The organism is Kribbella sp. NPDC050820, assembly GCF_040653975.1.
Classification (GTDB): Bacteria; Actinomycetota; Actinomycetes; order Propionibacteriales; family Kribbellaceae; genus Kribbella.
In genome coordinates, this window is the sequence record NZ_JBFAHB010000010.1 from 93,932 (window position 1) to 115,021 (window position 21,090).

Consider the following 21,090-nt stretch of genomic DNA (forward strand, 5'->3'; position numbering starts at 1 on the left):
CCGTTCGGAGGAAGGACCACATGACGCTGCTGCGCCCCAGGACTGCGCGCGGGATCGCCGGCTATCCGGACGCCGACGTGCGCTACCACCGACCGGTTCTGCGAACGATCGCAGGCGCCTTCCTCGTCGGAGAATCCGTCCTCAGCGTGTCCCTGACCTACTTCCCGGAAGGCAAGGGCGACGACCTCACCGGCGGCGACTGGTGGTTGCAGATCTTCTTCCTTGTCCTGCTGGGCGGTCTCTACCTCTACGCGTCGTCGTCGCTTGCCGTAACCCGGACACACGTCGTCGTGCGCAACCCGCTCCGGCGAGCTGACATCCCGCTGACCCACGTCACTGCTGCGACCAGCGGTAGCAACCTGCGGATCACGACGAGCTACCGCAGCTTCGTCGCGGCTGGGGTCGAGGCGGCCAACGCCCAGGTAGCCGCCGGTGACTTCGGCACACAGGCCGACCTCGCGAGACTCATCAACCGGGCTGCCGCAAAGGCTCGGATCGGAGCTGAGAATCGCGCCGCACGCGCGTCGTACCGCTTCGCCTGGCCTGATCCACTGTTCCTGACATTCACGACGATCCACGTCGTCGGCGCAGTGGTTCTGGTCGTCAACGATGGCCCGATTCAGCTGCTCGTGACGGCACATTGAGCGCATGTTCAGAGTCTGTGACGGTCTTGCGGAGGTAGTCGCAGAGCACGAGGCCGGCGTTATCGTCGCAGCGTGACACAAGCCGGACGGGTTTCCGGCGGACGTCTGACCCGGCCGGTCAAGAAACCCCCACCCGGCCGGGTCAACCTCAGGTGTCGCACTGTCGGTCGCGCAGCCGGACTCGCGGCAGACCGCTCCGGATCTCGCGGTTGTTTGACGTGGGGATTGAGACTTCTTGACATTCCCCCTGGCGGTGATCGCGGCGCTGGATGCCTGTCGCTTCGTGTTCTAGCGTCGTCGACAGGTCCGGGCGGATGGTCGCTTGCACACCGGGCCGAGTGGATGCTGCGACGGCCGTTGAGGGGCGTCCGTCGCATGCATCCCACCACAACGCCGTCCTCGGCCTTGTGGCGTTTCGGTCGGCCAACCTGGTGAATCCGCCCCGCCAGACGATGGAATGCGGAGGCGGCGCTTGACACCGACACGATGGCTCGTGCCGGCGGTACTGCTGCTGGCGGCGTGCGGCGTGCCGATGCAGTCGACGCCGGCCCCTATCGACCCAGAAGTCGTCCCGACAGTACTTCGCAGCCCTCAACAGCCGGCCACTCCGGCGACTGCCGTCCCCGGCATGCCGGCCGTCCAGGTTGATTTCGTCCGCAACGACCGCTTGGTCGGATTGTTGCGCGAGGCACCGAGCACTGCGCAGACAGACCGCATCGACACCGTCATCCAGGCGCTGCAAGCCGGGCCCAACGAGACCGAGCAGGCCAACGGAATCACCTCAGCCCTGCCGGACGGCCTGCAACTGTCGGTGGCCGAGATCCAGGGAACTCGCGTGGTGCTCGAACTCGGAGGCGAGACCGAAGGACGATCGAGCACCGAGAACGTGCTCGCGGTCGGCCAGATCGTGTTGTCCTTCACGGCGCTGCCGTCCATCGACCAAGTGACGTTCCAACGCGGCGGCGTCCCCGTCGAGACCCTGCTTGCCGACGGCGCGCTGACAACCGAGCCGCTGACCGCGGGCGACTATGCATCACTTCGTGCGCGCTGATACAACCTCAGTCCCGGCCCGACCAGTGCACCAGCGAGCGGGCCGACAGCCAGTACGCCGTGCAGCCACGCAGCCTCGGCGACTACGGCGGGTTCGTCGACTGCCGCGGCAAAGGCATCGAGCGCCCGGACCAGTTCGCGTCGCCGGTTGGCTGGCATCGACAGCGCGATCCCCGTCAGCTTTCACCTACACATGAATCCGGTCCTGCCGGGTACCAGATCGACACACAGACCCAGGTTCTGCTGCGCTGACTGCCCGTCCGCGGATGGCGCCTGGCAGGCCCGACGGCTTGGTAGCGACAGCACGGCGGTCCGCATCTCCCCACCGATGTCCGTCCAACTCCAGGAGGCACCATGACCACGACACCAGTTCCACCGCCGCCCGATCCACTCGACCCGGACCTGCCCGGTCAAGACCAGCCGGACGATCCGGACATCACGCCGTACCCAGAGCCCGAGGTCGACCCCGACGAGAACCCGGACGAGCAGCTTCCGCGGATCTGATCAGTCGCGCGGCAACTGTTGCCTATTGCAACGATTCCGCTGCCGGACGCAAGCGACGTGTCGGCAAGGTCGCGGGCGGCGACTACTACGGCCGCGCCGCCCCCGACCCGCTCGGCAAGCACGTCGTGGACATGCTGTCAACTGCGCGCATCAAGGGCCACCGACGGCTCGTCCGGCCGCCGCTGAACCAGGTCTGGGCGATCGCTAGTGGCTCGCGGCCCTCCGAGGCAGGAGTGAACGACGCTCGTTGTCTGGAGCTCGCGCAGGTCTGCCGGCCCCCGGCGGGTGATGGTCTCGATGCCCTCGAAGGTCCGCTGGTCCATCTGCATCACGACCCGCGGCTTGCCGCCCAGCTGCCCGTCCTCCCCACTCAGCGGCTCGTGCAGCACCAGGCCCGCAGCCATTTCGGCCGCTGTGCCGGGTCCTCGAGCAGCCCGACCACCTTCTCCCGCGGCATGGCGATCTCGATGGAGAATGTGTACTTGATGGGCGGCACCAAGCCGTAGAGGCGTGGTCAATGTGCGTGCAACTTCCGCATAGCTCTACAGGTCGCGGACCCGTGAATCACACCAGTCGATGACCGCGCGAGCGTAATCGGACGGAACCTCGAGCGGCGGTGCGTGGCCCACGCCGTGCAGGACCACCAGGTCCCAGTCAGGCCGCCGCGCCGTCCAGTCATCGATCGACGCGCGGGAAGTGAGACGATCCTCATCGCCCCAGACAAGGAGAGTCGGCGATGCAACCCGGCGCATCACGTCGAGCACGAGTCGCCGCCGGACGAACATCAGCGACATGAGCGAGGCATACACCCTGACCGCGCTTCCCAAACGCGTCGGCTCGACCGCCGACATCTCATCCCGCAGGAGACCGGCGATCTCCGGGGACATTCTCGTCAAGTCACCGCCCGTGTTCCATCGGCTGTCCGCAATCGACGCGGGATCGTCCAGTACCCGCAGCTGCGCAGCGAGGATGCGCCGCCCTGAAACGCGGACCAACCCAAGTGCGACCGGTGCGCCGATGGCCAACCCGGCTCTGCCGAGCGTTTGCCACATGCGCGCCTCGCCGTCGCTCACTGGGGGAGGAAGTGCAGGCACCACCAATACGAGCCCGGCGACCCGTGCGGGTGCCTGGTCGGCGAACAGCAAGGCAACCATCCCACCCGCGGACCAGCCGTGAACCACAACCCGATCGAGCTCGAGTGCGTCAGCAAAATCGCTCAGGAACAGTGCGCTGGCCTCGATACTCGCCGCGCGCCCGTTCGGCAGCGCGGTATGGCCGGCGATCGTGCCGGGCATATCCACCGCGATCGCGCGCGCGTGTCTTCGCAGTTCCGCGAGTACGTCGAGCCAGTTCGACGCGCTGTTGGCCGGGTTGGGAACGAGCAGATGCACGGGCACCTCCACTGACCGCATCTGATCAGTTGCCAGGTAGTGCACCCTCGCACCGTGCAGATCGACCGTCTCGCTGCGAATTCCAGACCAGCGAGCGGCACGCTCACCCCAGTCGGCGTACTGCACGATCCCAGGCTATGCCCCGTTGTGGATTGCCGAAGTCGCAACGGCCTTCACCAGCGCGTGTGAGGGGTGAGTGCGTCTACTGCAGCGGGCCCTTTGGTGCGCCGAGTCCGCGCGCGACATGGCGAAGGACGGCGTTGTCGTCTGTCGAGCGCCAGCGCACGACCGCGGCACGTTCTCCCACGCTGGACCGTCCGGCATCTCGCCGGAGCGGACCCGGGTCGCCGGGCGCCAGCCGCTGCCGTAGGCGACCGGTCTCAGGGCCGGTCGAGGCCGGACGCCAGGACGCCGCCACCTGTCGGTGTGGCCCCAGCGCGGCCCAGGCTGCGGCGGCCCGGCGAGCTTGGTGAAGAACAGGACCACCTTCGCGTTCCGGGTCGCCGCCGACAGGAACATCTGCAGGTCGCGGGTCCAGCCGACGCATCGCGTTGCGGGGAGTCGGTCGGGCTCGGCCGGAAGTTCGCCGTTGGCTCCAGACGACGATCTGGTGCATGCGGGTGATGCCCGCGTCGGAAGGTGCGAACTTGCCCGCGGCCTCGACGTCGGAGCCGATGACGACGGCCTCGAAACGACCGATCCTGGGCTGCCCCGGGTATCCGCTCAGCGGCGCGTTGCGGACGCCAAGCACGGCTTCCTGAACTTCTGGACCGACCTGGGCGGCGCGATCGCCATTCCGGCGGCGTCGGTGGCCGGCCACGACGGCGTCGTACCGACATCTTGCGCCGAACCAGACGGCCGGATCTGGACGCGCGGCGACCATCCGGCGGATCGTCGGACATAGTGGAAGGAGTCGAAACATGAAGATCCACGCGAACTGTCTCGACCACGTCGTACTGAACGTCTCCGACCTCGACGCGAGCCGCCGGTGGTGGTCCACCCTGACCGGCTCACGGGCCACGCGCGACCACGAGGGCGAGGTGTCCTTCGTCGTCGGCGGACAGGCCATCCGGCTCCGCGAGGGCACCCCGGCACGCCGCGGATCGATCAGCATCTGTCTGATGACCGACGCGTCGATTCACGACATCTACGAGCGCGCCGAGGAACTGCACGCCGTGCACGGGGACATCCATCCCCGGACCGCGGCCACCGCCCCGGCGCAAGCACTCACCCTGGAAGACCCCGACGGCTACCAGGTCGAACTGGCGACCTACACCCCCGAAGGCGCCCCGATCCGGTAACCGTACCGGCCGTCGGATCGACTGCGAGCGCGTTCTTTTCCGGACGGCAAGCGGTTGGCATCGGCAACGATCAGCACGCGGCCGTGCCCTTGCGCAGCGCCGTACCTGCTCGCCGGGTTGGCCGTCGGCCGGCTCGCTCCCGACTCACCAGGAGTCGCTGACGGCCCACGCGTCGGCGGCGCGAGCCTGGCCGTCCTCACCAAGGCCGCATCCTGGACACTGCTCTACCCGGCCGGCGGCCCCGACCGGATCGTCGGTAGTCCAGCCCTCGAACGCAGGCTGTCAACCTCGCTCGGCGGCACCACATCCACGACATCCTGGTGGTGGCTCGCCGTATCCGGTCCGCACTCAGGAACGCCGCTCGACCTGCTGCACACCATCGGCACAGCAGTCGCCATACTCGGCCCCTGTCTGCTTGTTGCCCGCCGCGCAGCACCCGTACTGCAGCCACTGATCGCCGCCGGCAGCATGACCCTGACGCTCTACAGTTCGCACGTCGTCGCGCTCGGCGCGGCCGGAGACGGCGCGTACCGGCCAGCGCTTCTGACGATCCACATCGCCGCCGCGCTAGCGTTCGCGCTGGTCTTGCAATGCCCCTCCGCCCCACGGTGTGCTACCGAGTAGCACACCGTGTCACAGCCGAGTTATCATGATTACCATGACGGGACAGCCAGAGATCACCCAGCGCGATCTGCGCACCAAGTCCAAAGAGATCATGGACGCCGTCCAGAGCGGCCAGTCCTTCACCGTCACGCGCGACGGCCACCGAATCGGCGAGTTGATCCCGCTGCGGCGTCGGCGGCGTTTCGTCCCGCGCGCCGAATTCGCCGCCATGTCCCGGACAGCGCCAGACATCTCCGTCGACGCCTTCCGCGCCGACCAGGACACCACGTCCGACCAGCAGTTGGACGACCCCTATGCCCGCTGAATACCAGCAGGGTCTTCTGGACACCAACATCATGATCTTGCGCAAGTGGATCGATCCGGCCGAGCTCCCGTCCGAGGTCGCGATCAGTGCCATCACGCTGGCAGAACTGTCCGCCGGCCCCCACGAGGTCCGCGGCAACGACGAGCAGAATGACTACGACGAGCACGCCGAGCGCGCCCGACGGATGGACGTCCTCCAACGCGCCGAGAACGAGTTCGACCCCGTCCCCTTCGACGCAGACGCCGCCAGGATCTACGGCAGAGTCTGCGCCGCCGTCGTCAGCGCCGGCCGCAAACCCCGGCGCCGAGTCGCCGACCTGATGATCGCCGCGACCGCCATCGCCGAGGACATCCCGCTCTTCACGACGAACCCGGACGACTTCAAGGGCCTCGACGAGTTGCTCGCCGTCGTCCCGGTCACCAGACCGGCACAGCACGGATAGCCGCAACGCATCGTGCACAATCACGGTGTTCGATCTACCCCGTAACCGCCGAGCTCGAGGCGTGTGGTCAAGGTGCGTGTTCCTCCTCGGACACTGAATCACTCGTTTCACTCCAGGCAAGCGGCACTCAGGTGGGCCGGCGAGCGAAGTGGGCTGACGTCGGCCCGTCGAAGGATCGTCACATGGGTGCGGGCCGTGAGGTGCTCAGCGGGTGAGGTCGCGGTGGGTGAATGCTGTGGCGGCCAGGAGCAGGGCGACTGGAGGGATCACTGCGAGAACAAGCAAGTCGGCTGTGGGCGCATTCGCGGCCAGCAGGTCGATGGGCCTGAAGTAGTGGAACGGCGAGGCGAACCGCAGGCCGCTGACGTCGTCGATGAGCAGGGCGATGAAGTTCATGAAGAACCACGCGACCACGATGCCGACGGTGATGCCGATCGCCCGCCCCCGCAGACTCGACCGGGCGGACACGAGCATGGCAACCATGGCCACCGCGGTGAACAGCAGCCACGACCCGGTGAAGGCGCGGAGGATGGCCCCGATCGGCAGCTCCCCGACTCCATCGATCGTCTGTCTGGCGACCAGTACGCCCGCCAGGCCACCCAGCTCGGCAGCGGTGACAGCCACGATCGAGGCGAGCGCCTTCGCCAGCAGAAAGGACACGCGACCGACGGGCCGGGCGAGCACAAGGTCGATCGTGCCCCGCTCGACCTCGGCGGCGACCGATCCGGCGGCGACCAGCAGCGCCGACGAGGTCAGCAAGGCGAGGATGACGGGATGGGTCATGCCGGCGCTCAACCATCCGTCGGCGTGGAAGAAGTCGGCTGAGCCACCGAGAAACGCCGTCATGGCCTTGGGCGGCGTCTGGAAGAAGGGCACGTTCGGCGCGTCCTTGGTGAACGACGACGAGGCGAGCAGTACCAGGTAGAAGAACGCTCCGACGCCGAGGCTGAGGACGCCGAGTGTACGGCGTACCTGCCGCAGTGTCTGGCGGAGTACGACGGAGCTCATTGCGTCCTCCCCTGGCCGGGATCTCCGTAGATCTCGAAGAATGTCTCGGCGAGATGCTCCGGCTCGGAGACGAACTCCCGCACAGGCAGTGCACCGAGCCGTCTCATCAGCGGTTCCATGTCGCCGCGGAATTCGAAGCGGTGGACCAGGCCGTCGCTGTCCAGGCCCGAGACGCCTTCGATATCGAGTCCGGCCGGCCCGATGAGCGGCTGCTTGAGCACGAGCGTGCAGTGGAGCACGCGCTCGCCGGTGAGGTCAGCGGTCGTCCCGGTTCGAACGATCCGGCCGGCCCTGAGCACCGCGACCCGCTCGGTCGTCTGCTCCACCTCGGAGAGGATGTGGGACGACAGGAAGGTGGTCCCACCGGCCTGACGGTGCTCGGCAAGCAGCCCGACGAACCGCTCCTTCATGACGGGGTCGAGGCCCTCGGTCGGCTCGTCGAGTACCAGGACGCGGGGCTCGTGCTGGAACGCCTGGATGATGCCGACCTTCTGCTTCATGCCCCGCGAATACAGCCTGACTTGTCGCCGCAACTCGGCCTGCGACAGCTCCAGCCGGTCACACAGCTCGCGCCTGCGGACAGGCGGCCGTCGCTGCAACGCGCCGAGATACTCAAGGCACTCGGCGCCGGTCGACTGAGGCCACAACCCGAACTCACCCGGTAGGTGCCCGACATCGGCCAGCACTGCGTCGAGGTCGGTGGCCACGTCGTGTCCGAGGATGCGGATCGTGCCGGCGGTCGGCCGGACCAGCCCGAGCATGCACCTGATCGTCGTCGTCTTGCCAGCGCCGTTGGGGCCGACGTACCCGAAGGCCTCGCCCTCGGCAACCGCCAGCGACACCTCACTCACTGCCAGTTTGTGGCGGTACTGCTTGGCCAGTCCCTCGACTTCGATCGCCGTACCCATCGACCGACCTCCACTCGGTCCCGAACCGCCTGGTTTCGTGCGGCCCCGACAGCGGGTCACGCGACTCCCGGGAGTGATTGCAGCGTACCGGCACCATGTCCCGGGCCTACGATGAGCGCATGGCCACCAGCTCACTGCGTGGGTGGCAGGGCGGGCTCCAGGAGGCACTCGCGGCGCGCCTTGGACAAGCGCGTGCCATCGCCACGATGGGTCGGTACGCACGGGCGTTTCCGGAGGGGTTTCACATCACGCACCCGCCCGCGATCGCCAGCGCCTGGGTGGCAGCCTTGGAGGAGTACGCCGGGGTCCGCGAACCGCTGTTGCGTCTGGTGGTGCCCGACCAGCTGGCCGCCGAGCAGCTCGACCTGGATCTGGACGACGGCACCCGGCTGCTGCTCCTGTGGCCGAGCCCGGCACCGGCGTTGTTGGCGGACGTGTTCCCGGTGCTGGAGAACCTTGCCCTCCGGATCGCCGGGCACGAGGCCTACGAGGTGCGCCCTGCCGGGCGGGCACCGGTGCGCGTCGAGGAGTTCCGGCTGCTGCCGCGTGAGGTCGCGGTGCTCAAGGCCGATCCTGCGCTCCGCAACGAAGTGGCCGACGCCTTTGGATCCGTGTGGTCAGGGCACACCGAGAACGACGCCTTCAACCAGCTGGTACTGCGGGCAGGCCTGTCCTGGCGCGAGGTGTCGGCACTACGCGCCGCCTTCGCATACCTTCGCCAGGCGGGCCTCGCCTTCAGCCAGGGCTACGTTGAGCGGACACTCCTGACGCACAGGCGTGTGACACGGCTCCTGGTTGCACTCTTCCATGCACGACTGGACCCCGCGTACGACGGCATCGCGCGGGAGGAAGAGGCGCTGGCCGACATGGAAGCGGCACTGGCGATTGTCGAGAACCTGTCGGAGGACCGGCTACTGCGCTCGTTCGTGGAGCTGGTCTGTGCGGTTCTCCGCACCAACTACTACCAGCCCGATGCCAACGGAGTCCCGAAGCCTTACCTCGTGCTGAAGCTCGACTCGACCGCCCTCTCGTTCCTTCCCGTCCCGCGGCCGATGACCGAGACCTTCGTCTACTCCACGCGAATGGAAGGGCTGCACCTGCGCACGGCCAAGGTGGCGCGAGGTGGCCTGCGCTGGTCGGACCGGACGGAGGACTACCGCACCGAGGTGCTCAGCCTGATGAAGGCACAGCGGGTGAAGAACGCGGTGATCGTTCCGCACGGCGCGAAGGGCGCGTTCGTCGTAAAGCGGCCGCCTGCCGCCACGGATGCCGAGACGATGCGGCAGGCGGTGCGAACGGCGTACGAGACCTTCGTCCGTGGGTTGCTCGACGTCACCGACAACCGCGTCGATGGAACGGTAGCCCAGCCGCCGCGGGTGCGGTGCCGCGATGATGCGGACGCGTACCTGGTGGTGGCCGCGGACAAGGGCACCGCGACGATGTCGGACCTCGCCAATGAGATCGCCCGGGAGTACGGCTTCTGGCTGGGCGACGCGTTCGCCTCCGGCGGTGCCACCGGCTACGACCACAAGGCTCTCGGAGTCACGGCCCGAGGCGCCTGGGAGTCGGTACGACGGCACTTCGGCGAGCTCGGGCTGGACCCGGCGAAGGACCAGATCACCGTGGTCGGTATCGGCGACATGTCCGGCGATGTCTTCGGCAACGGCATGCTGCTCTCGGACCGGATCCGGCTGGTCGCGGCGTTCGACCATCGGCATGTATTCCTCGACCCCGATCCAGACCCGGCGGCGTCGTACGCCGAACGGCAGCGACTCTCCCGGCTGCCCGGATCCTCGTGGGCCGACTACGAACCCAGGCTGATCTCCTCAGGTGGCGGGGTGTTCTCGCGGATGGCGAAGTCAGTGCCGCTGTCACCACAGGCGCGTGCCCTGCTGGACGTGCAAGCAGAGCAACTCCCCGCCGATGAGCTGATCCGTGCGGTTCTGCGGACCCAGGCCGATCTGTTGTTCAACGGCGGCGTCGGCACCTACGTCAAGGCCTCGACCGAGTCGCACGCCGACGTCGGCGACCGTGCCAACGACGCGGTCCGTGTGGACGCCTCCGAGCTGCGGACCCGGGTGGTGGTAGAGGGTGGCAATCTCGGCGTGACCCAGCGCGGGCGGGTGGAGTACTCACTGGCGGGTGGCCTCATCAACACCGACTTCATCGACAACTCCGCCGGGGTGGACATCTCCGACCGCGAGGTCAACCTCAAGATCCTGCTCGACGCGGCGGTCAAGGGCAGGCGGCTGTCCCGGTCCCGGCGCGACGAACTACTCCGGCAGGTTGCTCCACAAATCGTCGAGCAGGTACTGGCGAACAACGCCGCGCAAGCCCGGGCGATCAGCGTCAGCCACGCGCTGGGCGCCGGGTGGCTGGACAAGCAAACGGAGATGATCCGGCACGCCGAGGACCTGGGCTTCCTGGAGCGCGCGCTCGAGTCACTGCCGGATGAGGAGGCAGTCGCGCAGCGGCAGGCCGGCGGCCTCGGGCTGACCCGCCCTGAGATCGCGGTGCTACTCGCAGTCAGCAAGGACGTGGCCACTCACTTCCTCCTCGAGTCGGGCGTTCCGGACGACGCGTACATCGGCTCCGCCGCGCTCGCACGATACTTGCCGCCGGCGTTGCGCGCCGAGTTCAACGATCTCCTCCCCCGCCATCCCCTCCACCGCGAGATCGCCTGCAGCGTCCTCGCCAACGAGGCGTTCAACCGGATGGGCTCCGGAGCGCTGCTACGGGTGCAGGAGCTCACCGGCCGGGACCGGGAGGACCTCGTCGTGTCCTACGTCGCCGCGCGTGACGTGTTCGCTCTTCCGGCTGTCTGGACGGAGATCGACCGCCTGGACGTCGCCCGGCACGCCAATCTGCAGACCCGGCTCCTGGGCGAGACCAGGCATGTCGTCGAAAGCGCCGCCCGCTGGTTCATGCGGCATGGGCACGCCGTGGATCCCGCGATCGAAGTGGCCCGACTCCGCCCTGGCATCGACAAGCTGAGTGGCTGCCTCGACCAGCTCATGCCGCCACTCCCCCGGCGGCGCCTCGACTCCCGTATTGCCGACCTGGTCGCGGAGGGCGCACCACCCGAGCTCGCCCGTGCGGTCTGCCTCCTGGAGCCGCTCACCCTGACGCTGGGCGTGGTGGAGGCCACCGAAGCCACTGGCGCCGACCTCACCTTCCTGACCAGCATCTTTACGCTCGTGGGAGAGCAACTCCAGATCGACTGGCTGCGCGAGCAGGCCGCAGAGCGGCCCACCGACGACCATTGGTCGATCCTGGCAAGGGTCGCGTTCGGCGACGACTTGGTCGTCGAACAGCAGCACATGGCGCTCGCGATCCTCCACGAGGTCGATACCGCACCATCACCGGAGCAGGCAGTCGCAGCGTGGCTACAGCATCGCCCGCGCCGCCTCGCGCTCCTGGATCACACGTTGCAACAACTGCGCGGAGCGGCCGACGTCGGGGTACCCATGCTCGCCGTCGCCCTCGAAGGCCTACGCAGCCTTCAGGGCGCAGACCCAGGCCCAGGCGCTCGCCTCACCTGATGCCCGGGCACGCCGGCGCTGAAGGCGCGGATTTCGTCCCGCCGTACGTCGACCTGCTCGGGGCCGATGTCGAGCTCGAGAACAGCGCCGGTGAAGTTGCGGACGAAGAAGATCACCGTGTGCCACTCGCCCCAGAAATCCAGTGCTTGTTGACGTGCAATCGTTACCATTCACCGCCTCTCGGATCGAGGACTGTACCTAAGCTGAAGGTGCCGCCTTCACCTCGAAGCCTGCGGTCCCCCTCCCTGGCTCGGTGAAGGCGGCCGGCGCTCGGGCGCAGGGAAGGTGTGGGCGACCTGGTCGGTGGGTGAACTACCACCTGCTGGTCCCTAGCAGAGTTGCTGGAGCTACCGAATACAGGCGCCGGCTACGGGGTACTGGGAAGGATCCCTGCACTGGAGGCTCCTCATGGGTGCGGCTATCGCGATTCCGCTGATCGTCATCGTGCTGGTCGCGGTCGGCTACGCACTGTGGACCCTGTATGTCGTCGGTCTCGAAACAGTGACCGCCGCCAAGTCCTCGCGACGTCATGGCCCGAGTCAGACCGCGGCGCACTACGACCCAACAGACCATCAACATGTCTCCACCAACCCACCACCGGGGTACGACCAGACACCGACAGACCGCGTCGATTGACCCTGACCTCTCCGGTGCCACCTGCCCGGCCGGCTTCCGACAGGGCAGGCTGGCCTGGCTGCTGATGCTGGCTGGTGCCGGCGCGTTGGCCGTCATGTGGCTCAGCACGGACCCGGTGGACACCGCGCAAATCATCGGCACGGTCGTGGCGGTGGTTGTCATGATTTCCGGCGGCTGCGCCGTACTGTGGCGATGGTCCAGATCGGCCGTAGCGCGGCTGCCCAGGCTCGACGAGGTCGAGCTGACCTACCTGGGGGGTGCGTGTCCAACGGGATGATCTTGCGGCTGCTCGGGGTTGACGGTGTGATCATCGTCGCCACCATCCGCGCGGCCGCGTACGAGCAGGTCAAGCCGCAAGGCACCACCGGCTTGCCGTGCCGGTCCAGCGCGACCGCCGTGCACGCCCGCACCGAGGCGGCGTTCCCGGCCGCGGCGGCCACGGTGGCCAAGATCTTGCGGGAGTGGTCATCGATCACCCGCACGATCGCGACCCCGGCATCCCAGCCCTCGACGACCAGCCGGGTGATGCATCGCCACCAGCGCCTCGACACATACCGCCGGCACGACTCCGTCACCGACACCGACGGATCACCCAACGCCGCGAACGCGCCGATCGCGAACCGAACCTCCATCGAGACCACCAGATCCGCCACGACCCACACCTGAGCCACGGCCATCAGGCGTCCGACATCTCCCTACACACCCTGTCAGACATGTCCCTTCAGAACACATGTCGAATCGGGTGCACGACGCTCCCCAGGTCAACGCCGTCGGCGGCGGTCGCGAACTCGAAGGTCACCTCCGTCTCCGCCTCGACCGGGTTGAACTCGGCGAACGGGGGTTCGTCTCGCCTGGCACGGAGCGGCCGGACGACGCGTGGCGCTCCTGCCCGTTCACTGGCGGCGACTACCACGGGGCTCCGCTCAGGCGAGCAGACCCGTTGTCTGGCCGACCTCGATCAGGTGGCCGTCCGGATCGCGCACGTACGCACGGATCTCGCGCCCATGGTCCTTCGGTTCGGTGAGGAACTCGACCCCCTTCGCCGTCCAGTCCGTGTAGATCTGTTCGATGTCTGCCACTCGGACGTTGAGGAAGGCGCTCGTTCGGTCGGGGTCGGGCGGAGTCTCGAGCGTGACGGTGGGCTTGTCGTCCGTCGGGCCGCCACCCGCGTTGAGGATCAGCCAACTGTTGGCGACCTTCATGATGACCGGATCACGCTCGACCAGCACCTGCCCGTCGAACAGCGAGCGATAGAACTCCCGGGAACGTTCCTGGTCGGACACCACCAGAAAGTGGGTGAGCACAAAACCCTCCGCGGGAGCCGGGAAGTCGTCGGGATTCACCAGTTCCTCCTTCCGATCGGTTCAGCGGTGCCAATTGTCCTCCCACCGACTGCCGGCCGACCTACCGCGTTGCGTGTGTCATTCAGAGCGGCCGAACGCCTTGACCTCTGCGGCTTCCTCCGGCGTCAGTTCGCGAGGCACCTCGCCTTGCTCCAACTTCTGGCTCTGCACCCGGTGCCGGATGTGATCCACGATCTCGGGGTTCGCCAGCGTCGAAACATCTCCGACGTCGGCGAAGTTCGAGATCCCGGCGATCACTCGCCGCATGATCTTGCCCGAACGCGTCTTCGGCATGTCGCTCACGATCCAGACGTTCTTGGGCCTGGCGATCTTGCCGATCTCGCGGACGATCGCATCGGACACCTTGTTCTCGATGTCCTTGCTCGCCTCGTTGCCCGGCTTGAGCGCGACGTACAGTTCGACCGCTCGGCCCCGGACCTCATCGACCACAGGTACGGCGGCGGCCTCGGCGATCTCGGTCACGGTCAGGCATGCCGATTCGAGCTCTTTCGTGCCCAGCCTGTGTCCGGCCACGTTGATCACATCGTCGACCCGGCCGAGGATGCGGAAGTAGCCGTCGGCTGCCTGTACGGCGCCGTCGCCGGCGAAGTACGGCCAGTCGCGCCAGTCCTTGCTCTCGGGATCGCGGCAGTACTTCTCGTAGTAGATCTGTACGAACCGGTCGGGCTGACCCCAGATCGTCTGGAAGATTCCCGGCCAAGGGTTGCGGATGCAGATGTTGCCGGCCCGATCGCTGCCGGCCTCGACCACGTTGGCGTCCTCGTCGTAGATCACCGGATAGATACCGAGGACACCAGGCCCGCAACTGCCAGGCTTCATCGGCTGCAGCGCGGGCAGAGTGCTACCCAGGAATCCTCCGGTCTCCGTCTGCCACCACGTGTCGACGATCACCGCCTCCCTCTTGCCTGCGGCCTCGTAGTACCAGCGCCACACCTCGGGTTCGATCGGCTCCCCCACCGTGGTCATGTGCTTGAGGTGGTAGTCGTACTTGCCCGGTTCGTCCGGCCCAAGCTTGCGGAGCATCCGGATCGTGGTCGGAGCGGTGTGCAAGATGTTCACGCCGAGCCGCTCGGCGATCCGCCACACCCGCCCGGCGTCCGGGTACGTCGGAACTCCCTCGTACATCACGCTCGTCGTCCCGAGCGCCAACGGACCGTAGACGATGTACGAATGCCCCGTGATCCAGCCGATGTCCGCCGCACACCAGTAGGTGTCCTCAGGATGGATGTCCTGGTAGTACTTCGACGTACCGGCGACGTAGGCCAGATAGCCGCCCGTCGAGTGCTGGCATCCCTTCGGGCGTCCCGTCGTACCACTCGTATACATCAGGAAGAGCGGAGCCTCGGCAGGCATCGAGACCGGGTCGACGACCGCGCCGCGGTATTCGCGCAGCAGCTCGTCGACGAAGTAGTCACGGCCGGCGACCATCGGGGTCTGCGACGCATACTCGCCGGGGTGGCGCCTCCAGACCAGGACCTTGTCCACCTCGTGGCCGAGTTCGTGGGCGGCCGCGACCGCCTCATCGGCCTTCGCCTTGTGATCGACCAATTCGCCATTGCGGTAGTAGGCGTCCATCGTGACCAGGATGTTGCTCCCGGAATCGGCGACGCGGCCGCCGCACGCCGTACCGCTGAAGCCGCCGAACACCTCGGAGTGAATGACGCCCAGCCGCGCACACGCCAGCATGGACACCGGCAGCTCCGGAACCATCGGCAGGTGGAAGGTCACCCGGTCACCACTTCGCACGCCACAGAAGTCGCGCAACAACGCGGCGAACTCGTTGATTCGCCGGTACAGCTCCTGGTAGGTGATCGCCTTCGTCTCTTCGGATTCCGGCTCGGGTACCCAGATGACGGCCGCCTTGTTGCGGCTGGTCGTCAGGTGCCTGTCGACGCAGTTGTAGCACGCGTTCAAGCGCCCACCGACGAACCACTTCCAGAACGGCGGGTTGCTGCTGTCCAGTGTCGTGTGCCAATAGGAGTCCCACGAGAGCAGGTCGGCGTACTCCCTGAAACAGTCCGGGAAATGCTGTTCGCCGAACCGCTCGCTGACATCCGGGTCGGCCGCGTTCGCCTGGCCGATGAAACGGGCCGACGGACGGTAGTACTCCTCCTCCCGCCAGTGCACGGCGATCTGCGCCTCGGACAACTGGCCCTCTGGTCGTGCAGTCATCGCTCACCTCCGATAGAAGATGGCCTAGTCGTCGTCCAGCAACTGAGCGCACACGCTGAATTCATGCAGCCTGGCGGCGGCTTCAGCTTGATGGCTGAACGACGCAGTGTCGCCCCTGGCGATCGACTCCCAGCAGATCCGGTCGGCGAGCGAAATCGCTCGACTCGCCACGGACGCCAGCGCTGTCGGTGGCAGCGTCTCCGCCTCGCGGCGCAGCACAACGACCTCCTGCGCGGAGTCTCCATCCGTGGCCACCGCCCGCAGCTGCGCCAGGAGCAGCGACAACTCACCGGCCAGGTACTGCTGAGTCATCACCATCGCCGCCCGACCGCTCTCCCCCATCGGCAATGAACAGGGGCACACGCCGACCTCCGTGCGGGCAAGAACCTCGCCCGTCGCAGTCCGATCGCTGACGTCACCATGTCGCGGCATACCCAAAACCCGTAACACTTCAGCGTATCCCCGCCATCAGGAATACGCGGCCCACTTGTACGGCGGGCAGAGGCGGCGCCCTGCACCACGGGCCGAAGCCGGCCGGACTCAGCGGGTCAATTCGCGGTGGTTGAACTGCGCGACAGCCGCGGCGCTGACCGTCTGCTGGCGTGGTCGCCCCGACCAGAGGCCAGGGCAGTCAGGGCTCATTCGGTTGGGGCGCAGGCTGGGGCTTTCGCAACGTCGCCCATCGCGGCCCGGTACGCCGAGATGTGAGCGGGCGCCGTACGCCAAGACTCCTCCCACAGGTGTTGTGCGTGCTCCGCGGTCATCTCTCCGGCGGCGTGCCGTGTCATGTTGGCCAGGTGGGTCTGCCAATCCGTCATGGCCGGCCGCGACGCCGCGATCGCGCGGGTCACGACCGCAGCCCGGGTCTGGCACGCGGCCGCCGCCGCCCGGAATCGTGTGTTTTCAGTGGTCGGCTCGAGTCCCGCGCACTTCGACGAGTGTGGGTTCCAGGCGCTGAGTGCCGCGGCGTACTGCTGCTGATCGCCCGGTCCGGCCAATCGGGTCCGCTTCCAGATCGCCCTCGTCACGGCCTCCGTCTGCAGTCCGGCCAGCAGGTCGGTGCGTGCTTGCACGTGCTGACTCCAATGGTCGACGCCGATCCGCGCAGCCGACAGCACCGGGTCCCCGGCCGTCAGCGAACCCGCGCAGGCAGCCAGCGCTGCACTCGGCGACAGCTCGGCCGCCGTACCCGCTGGTGTCGGTGGACCAGTCTCCGCGGCCTGCGAGGGCACCTCGGTCGCCCGAACTCCCGTCGACACGCCCTGCGCGTCGCGGCCCGCGGTACCCGAATCCCTGCCGGCCAACTGCACCGCGAGCGCGCCACCACCGGCCAAACCAAGGACCACGGCTGCCACGACGACGCGTCGCGCGGTACGCCGCCGAACGGGCCGGCTACGCCTCGCCTTCACCATCATCGTGCTCCCCTGGTCCGGTCAGTCGGCGTTAGCCCCAATAGATTGCCCGTTCCCACAGGCAGTTCGATCTGGCGTCCGCGACCCGGGATCCATGATCAACAATGCGCAATCAAACGGTTGCACGCCGCTACGACGATAGTGAAAATTCGGCGCTGTCCACAGGGTGAGCCGTCTTCGTACCCGCGGAGTAGGGACTGCGTTACGCTGCGGTTGCTGCCCTCGGGGGCCGCGGCGGCCCGCCATCGAGGGTTGTGCTTCGTGACCAACCTTGTCTTCCGGCACGCCGGATCCGGAATCGGTTCAGGAGAGGCTCAGCGTGCTCCGGCGATCCGGCTGGCGACGTGTGTCGGCTGCGCCTCGCTCGCGGCTCTGGCCGTACTGCGACCCGGCGTGCTGCCGTCCGCACCGGTTCCGGTGCTGACCGATACGGCCAGAGTGACCGGGTACGCCGGTGTCGCCTTGTTCGTTGGCACGCTGGGGTTCTGGCTGCTGGTCTGGCCGTCGGGGCGCAGCGATCGCAACCTGATCAGGCTCGCCTGGCTCGGGCTCGGTCTGGTCGCACTGTCAGGCTTGGTCGGCGTGGCCACGACGATGGTTGGCGCCGGCTTCGGTGCCGAAGCCGTCCCCACAGCATCGACTTTGCTATTCGCCCGCCCAGCGATAGCGATGCTGGCCAGACTGGTGATCTGCGCGGTTGCACTCATGTGGCTGAGGGACCTCGCGCGGGGGCGCGGGGCCAGCGGGGCGGTCGGCGTGATGCTGGTGCTGTCGCTGGCCATGACGGTCGTCGCCGCCCGGCCAGGCCATCTTGAGGTGCCGGCGATCGCGCTCACTGAGCTCCACGTTCTCGCTTCGGCCGGCTGGGTGGGCGGGCTGGCGGCCCTCGCTGTGGCTGTAGTGCCGCGACCTGACCCGATCGTCTTGCACGGCATCCTCGGAAGCTTCTCGTGGCTCGCGATCGCCTGCGTCACGACCCTCGCACTCACCGGTACGGCGCATGCGCTGCTGCACGCCGGGGGCTTCCAGCCACTGATCACCTCCGCGTACGGCGCCGCACTGTTCGCCAAACTGCTGGCCATTGCCGGCATGCTCGGCGCCGCCACCGGCAGCCAAGCCTACGTACGCCGATTGCAATCAAGACCGGCGCCCGTGCAACTCATCGCGCTGTTCATCGGCGCCGAACTCGCCCTCGGCGCCGCGACACTCGTCCTCACCGCAGCCCTTGCCCGGGCTGCCACCTGACTCGGCATCTCGATCGGCCGCCGTGCCCAAGCCGGTCGGCGTGGCTCGCCCTCAGCTCAGTCATGGGGTACTCGCCGAGTCGGAGAGTGGGTTGGCCGCTCGGCCTTCAGTGCTCAGCAGCAGCACCGTTGCATCCGCCGGTACGGCGATGTCGTCGCGGTACCGTGTCAGGCCGACCCTGCTGGCCGCCAGGGTCGCCGCGCCGCATGGGCCGGCGTCGATGCCGACCGCGTCGAGGTCGTGGACCGCGGTGGCCGCCTGTTGATCGCTGACGGTCACGGCGGCGTCGAGGCCGGAGCGCAGCATCAAGGGCCGATTGGTACACGGTTCGGGTGAGAAGCACCACCGGCGCTCAATTTGGTACCTGAGATGTCAAATACATAGGGTCGTGGCTGTGCAGCTCACCCGATTCACCGACCTCGGGCTTCGCATCCTGATGCGGCTCGCGGTGCCGGCCGCCGATGGCTCGGCACCGACCACGCAGTGGGTGGCGGATCAGATGGCGGTCAAGTACACGCACGCCGCGAAGGTCGTGGCGCGCCTGCAGACTCTGGGCGTCGTCGAGACCCGTCGCGGACGCCTTGGTGGGCTGCGCATCACCGAGCACGGCCGAACGAGGTCGATCGGCCGGCTCGTTCGTGAGCTCGAGGGCACGGCGGAGGTCATCGAGTGCGAGGGAGCGAATCCCTGTCCGCTGCGCTCGGCCTGCCGCTTGCGGAAGGTACTGCGGGACGCGCAGGAAGCGTTCTTCAGGGAGCTCGATCCGTTCACGGTGACCGACCTCACCTGGTCGCCGACCGCGGACGTCCTGCACTCGCTCCCGGTCCGTACCGCCGGCTAGCCCACCCGTCCAACCAGCCTGTGGAGGAAATCCATGTTGTCAGCCCAGTCGACCGAGGTGGTCAAGGCCACGCTGCCGGTCATCGGCGCCGCGATCGACCGGATCACGCCGATCTTCTACCGACGGATGTTCGGCGCGCACCCGGAGCTCGAACGAGACCTGTTCAATCGCGGCAATCAGGCCCAGGGTGACCAGCAACGTGCGCTGGCCGGTGCGATCGCGGCGTACGCCAGCCTCCTGGTCGACGACAACGCCCCCGCCCCCAAGGACCTGCTCGCCCGGATCGCGCACAAGCACGCGTCCTTGGGCATCTCCGCGGACCAGTACGCGATCGTGCACAAGCACCTGTTCGAGGCCATCGTCGAGGTGCTCGGGGACGCGGTCACTCCTGAGATCGGGGCTGCCTGGGACGAGGTGTACTGGCAGATGGCCAACGACCTCATCGCGCGCGAGAAGCAGTTGTACGCCCAAGCCGGTGTCGAGCCCGCGAAGGTGTGGCGCACGGTCGTCGTGCGAGCGCGGGTCCAGGAGTCGCCGGACACGGTGTCGTTCGTGCTCGCCTCGCCGGACGGGGCTCCGCTTCCGGCGGCGCGACCGGGTCAGTACATCTCGGTGGCCTGCACCCTGCCCGACGGCGCCCGCCAGATTCGCCAGTACAGCCTGACCCGGGCACACCGGACCGACGAGTGGGCGATCAGCGTCAAGGCCATTGCCGCCGCCCAGGCCGACGACGGCTCGCCGATTCCCGAGGGCGAGGTGTCCAACTTCCTGCATCGCAACGTCTTCGAAGGCGACGAGCTCACCGTCTCGCCACCGTTCGGTGACCTGGTCCTCGACGACTCCGACGCGCCGCTGGTGCTGATCTCGGCCGGCATCGGGTCGACCCCGATCATCGGCATGCTGCACTACCTGACCCACACCGCCTCGGCGCGCGACGTCATGGTCCTGCACGCCGATCGCGCCCCAGCCCGGCATGCCCATCGCCAAGAGCTCAAGGAACTGGTCGACCGGCTGCCCGCCGCAACCCTGCACCGGTGGTACGAGGACCTCGGCGTGCGACCGGCACGCGACAACCTCCTCGCCGGTCTCGTCGACCTCGACGCCGTGGACATCCCCGCCGACGCGCAGGTCTACCTCTGCGGACCACTGCCCTTCATGGAGTCGGTGCACCGCAGCCTGATCGTCCGCCAGTTGCCTGAAGCCAACATTCGCTACGAGGTCTTCGGCCCGGACAAGTGGCTCGCCGGCGTCTGACCGCGTCAAGGACCTGACCGCGGGTCGACCTCGTTGTCGCCGAGCCTGACCCGTGGGACCTGGCCGGTCAGCGCGACCACGGCGAAGAAGAGTCCGGCGGGCCAGGCCGCCGCCGTACCGACCTCGTTGTCGGTCGTGAAGATGGCTACGGCACCCCGCCGCCGCTGATCACTGCGCCGGCCGTCGCACCGCTCGACTCCGTCGCTGTTGCGCGCTCCGCGTGACGGTTGTGCGCCGACGGCGGTGGGAGACGGTGTCGCGTTTCATGGTTGCGCTGGTGGGCCGGCCCTTCACATGCTGCGGCGCGCCTTGCTGACTGCGATCACGTCTGCTGAGCAGCTCTGGACTTCGTCGTACGGCGGTGTGAGGCTGGCGGTAAGGGGTGAACCGCGGACCAGCTGGGGCGCGGGACGGGAGTTCGCGGCACACGCATCGGACACCCGAGGGG

At 67.7% G+C, this 21,090-nt stretch carries 24 protein-coding genes; 15 read left to right on the forward strand and 9 right to left on the reverse strand.

The window, feature by feature from the left end; all coding sequences use genetic code 11:
- Window positions 1–20: 20 nt before the first annotated feature.
- From AB0H36_RS12015 to AB0H36_RS12030, 4 genes are all read left to right on the forward strand, one after another.
- A complete protein-coding gene (locus tag AB0H36_RS12015; protein WP_360520348.1) occupies window positions 21–644 on the forward strand; it encodes a hypothetical protein in 624 nt (207 codons plus the stop codon).
- Between the two features lie 472 nt (window positions 645–1,116).
- Entirely contained in the window at window positions 1,117–1,695 is a 579-nt protein-coding gene (locus tag AB0H36_RS12020) for a GerMN domain-containing protein (RefSeq protein WP_360520351.1), read from the forward strand.
- 353 nt (window positions 1,696–2,048) lie between these two features.
- A complete protein-coding gene (locus AB0H36_RS12025; RefSeq protein ID WP_360520354.1) occupies window positions 2,049–2,198 on the forward strand; it encodes a hypothetical protein in 150 nt (49 codons plus the stop codon).
- A 131-nt stretch (window positions 2,199–2,329) separates the two neighbouring features.
- Complete coding sequence (locus AB0H36_RS12030; RefSeq protein ID WP_360520357.1) at window positions 2,330–2,704, forward strand: hypothetical protein; 375 nt, start codon at window positions 2,330–2,332, stop codon at window positions 2,702–2,704.
- Window positions 2,705–2,740: 36 nt separating this feature from the next.
- On the opposite strand, the gene AB0H36_RS12035 is transcribed toward AB0H36_RS12030, so the two are convergent.
- Complete coding sequence (locus tag AB0H36_RS12035) at window positions 2,741–3,715, reverse strand: alpha/beta hydrolase (RefSeq protein ID WP_360520360.1); 975 nt, start codon at window positions 3,713–3,715, stop codon at window positions 2,741–2,743.
- Between the two features lie 343 nt (window positions 3,716–4,058).
- Between AB0H36_RS12035 and AB0H36_RS12040 the strand changes: the two genes are divergently transcribed.
- Genes AB0H36_RS12040 through AB0H36_RS12060 form a run of 5 tightly spaced genes read left to right on the forward strand, consistent with a single transcriptional unit; the run spans window position 4,059 to window position 6,260 of the window.
- Entirely contained in the window at window positions 4,059–4,493 is a 435-nt protein-coding gene (locus AB0H36_RS12040) for a hypothetical protein (RefSeq protein ID WP_360520363.1), read from the forward strand.
- A gap of 16 nt (window positions 4,494–4,509) precedes the next feature.
- Entirely contained in the window at window positions 4,510–4,890 is a 381-nt protein-coding gene (locus tag AB0H36_RS12045; protein ID WP_360520366.1) for a VOC family protein, read from the forward strand.
- A 54-nt stretch (window positions 4,891–4,944) separates the two neighbouring features.
- Window positions 4,945–5,514: a hypothetical protein gene (locus AB0H36_RS12050; RefSeq protein ID WP_360520369.1), complete on the forward strand. Its 570-nt coding sequence runs from the start codon at window positions 4,945–4,947 to the stop codon at window positions 5,512–5,514.
- A gap of 34 nt (window positions 5,515–5,548) precedes the next feature.
- On the forward strand, window positions 5,549–5,818 hold the full coding sequence (locus tag AB0H36_RS12055; protein WP_360520372.1) for a type II toxin-antitoxin system prevent-host-death family antitoxin: 270 nt from the start codon (window positions 5,549–5,551) through the stop codon (window positions 5,816–5,818).
- Window positions 5,808–6,260 carry a type II toxin-antitoxin system VapC family toxin gene (locus AB0H36_RS12060; protein ID WP_360520375.1) on the forward strand — a complete coding sequence of 151 codons (453 nt, stop codon included), beginning with the start codon at window positions 5,808–5,810 and terminating at the stop codon, window positions 6,258–6,260. The genes AB0H36_RS12055 and AB0H36_RS12060 overlap by 11 nt, the downstream gene beginning before the upstream one ends.
- Window positions 6,261–6,464: 204 nt before the next feature.
- On the opposite strand, the gene AB0H36_RS12065 is transcribed toward AB0H36_RS12060, so the two are convergent.
- On the reverse strand, window positions 6,465–7,268 hold the full coding sequence (locus AB0H36_RS12065) for an ABC transporter permease subunit (RefSeq protein WP_360520378.1): 804 nt from the start codon (window positions 7,266–7,268) through the stop codon (window positions 6,465–6,467).
- Complete coding sequence (locus tag AB0H36_RS12070; protein WP_360520381.1) at window positions 7,265–8,176, reverse strand: ABC transporter ATP-binding protein; 912 nt, start codon at window positions 8,174–8,176, stop codon at window positions 7,265–7,267. Before AB0H36_RS12070 ends, AB0H36_RS12065 begins: the two co-directional genes overlap by 4 nt.
- A 119-nt stretch (window positions 8,177–8,295) precedes the next feature.
- Here AB0H36_RS12070 and AB0H36_RS12075 point away from each other — a divergent pair, with 119 nt between their 5' ends.
- Complete coding sequence (locus AB0H36_RS12075; RefSeq protein ID WP_360520384.1) at window positions 8,296–11,718, forward strand: NAD-glutamate dehydrogenase domain-containing protein; 3,423 nt, start codon at window positions 8,296–8,298, stop codon at window positions 11,716–11,718.
- Here AB0H36_RS12075 and AB0H36_RS12080 read toward each other — a convergent pair.
- Window positions 11,679–11,888: a hypothetical protein gene (locus AB0H36_RS12080; RefSeq protein WP_360520387.1), complete on the reverse strand. Its 210-nt coding sequence runs from the start codon at window positions 11,886–11,888 to the stop codon at window positions 11,679–11,681. The two genes, AB0H36_RS12075 and AB0H36_RS12080, sit on opposite strands and share 40 nt — an antisense overlap.
- A gap of 238 nt (window positions 11,889–12,126) precedes the next feature.
- On the opposite strand from AB0H36_RS12080, the gene AB0H36_RS12085 reads away from it, so the two are divergent.
- Together AB0H36_RS12085 and AB0H36_RS12090 are read left to right on the forward strand one after the other, a co-directional pair.
- Window positions 12,127–12,354: a hypothetical protein gene (locus AB0H36_RS12085; RefSeq protein WP_360520390.1), complete on the forward strand. Its 228-nt coding sequence runs from the start codon at window positions 12,127–12,129 to the stop codon at window positions 12,352–12,354.
- A 273-nt stretch (window positions 12,355–12,627) separates the two neighbouring features.
- The gene (locus AB0H36_RS12090; RefSeq protein ID WP_360520393.1) at window positions 12,628–13,020 is read left to right on the forward strand and encodes a hypothetical protein; all 393 of its coding nucleotides are present in this window, start codon (window positions 12,628–12,630) and stop codon (window positions 13,018–13,020) included.
- A gap of 257 nt (window positions 13,021–13,277) precedes the next feature.
- Here the strand turns inward: AB0H36_RS12090 and AB0H36_RS12095 are convergent, their stop codons facing one another.
- From AB0H36_RS12095 to AB0H36_RS12110, 4 genes are all read right to left on the reverse strand, one after another.
- Window positions 13,278–13,697 (reverse strand): VOC family protein, encoded by a 420-nt coding sequence (locus tag AB0H36_RS12095; protein WP_360520396.1) that lies wholly within the window; start codon window positions 13,695–13,697, stop codon window positions 13,278–13,280.
- A 78-nt stretch (window positions 13,698–13,775) separates the two neighbouring features.
- Window positions 13,776–15,890, reverse strand: coding sequence for an acetate--CoA ligase (acs, locus tag AB0H36_RS12100; protein WP_360520399.1), 2,115 nt, complete (start codon window positions 15,888–15,890; stop codon window positions 13,776–13,778).
- Window positions 15,891–15,914: 24 nt separating this feature from the next.
- Window positions 15,915–16,232 carry a hypothetical protein gene (locus AB0H36_RS12105; RefSeq protein ID WP_360520402.1) on the reverse strand — a complete coding sequence of 106 codons (318 nt, stop codon included), beginning with the start codon at window positions 16,230–16,232 and terminating at the stop codon, window positions 15,915–15,917.
- Between the two features lie 296 nt (window positions 16,233–16,528).
- Window positions 16,529–17,302 (reverse strand): hypothetical protein, encoded by a 774-nt coding sequence (locus AB0H36_RS12110; protein ID WP_360520405.1) that lies wholly within the window; start codon window positions 17,300–17,302, stop codon window positions 16,529–16,531.
- Between the two features lie 261 nt (window positions 17,303–17,563).
- Here AB0H36_RS12110 and AB0H36_RS12115 point away from each other — a divergent pair, with 261 nt between their 5' ends.
- On the forward strand, window positions 17,564–18,547 hold the full coding sequence (locus AB0H36_RS12115) for a CopD family protein (protein WP_360520408.1): 984 nt from the start codon (window positions 17,564–17,566) through the stop codon (window positions 18,545–18,547).
- Between the two features lie 60 nt (window positions 18,548–18,607).
- Here AB0H36_RS12115 and AB0H36_RS12120 read toward each other — a convergent pair whose 3' ends face one another.
- Window positions 18,608–18,853: a hypothetical protein gene (locus tag AB0H36_RS12120; protein WP_360520411.1), complete on the reverse strand. Its 246-nt coding sequence runs from the start codon at window positions 18,851–18,853 to the stop codon at window positions 18,608–18,610.
- A gap of 88 nt (window positions 18,854–18,941) precedes the next feature.
- Here AB0H36_RS12120 and AB0H36_RS12125 point away from each other — a divergent pair, with 88 nt between their 5' ends.
- Window positions 18,942–19,388 carry an Rrf2 family transcriptional regulator gene (locus tag AB0H36_RS12125; protein WP_360520414.1) on the forward strand — a complete coding sequence of 149 codons (447 nt, stop codon included), beginning with the start codon at window positions 18,942–18,944 and terminating at the stop codon, window positions 19,386–19,388.
- Between the two features lie 33 nt (window positions 19,389–19,421).
- Complete coding sequence (locus tag AB0H36_RS12130) at window positions 19,422–20,642, forward strand: globin domain-containing protein (RefSeq protein ID WP_360520417.1); 1,221 nt, start codon at window positions 19,422–19,424, stop codon at window positions 20,640–20,642.
- The last annotated feature ends 448 nt before the right edge of the window (window positions 20,643–21,090 follow it).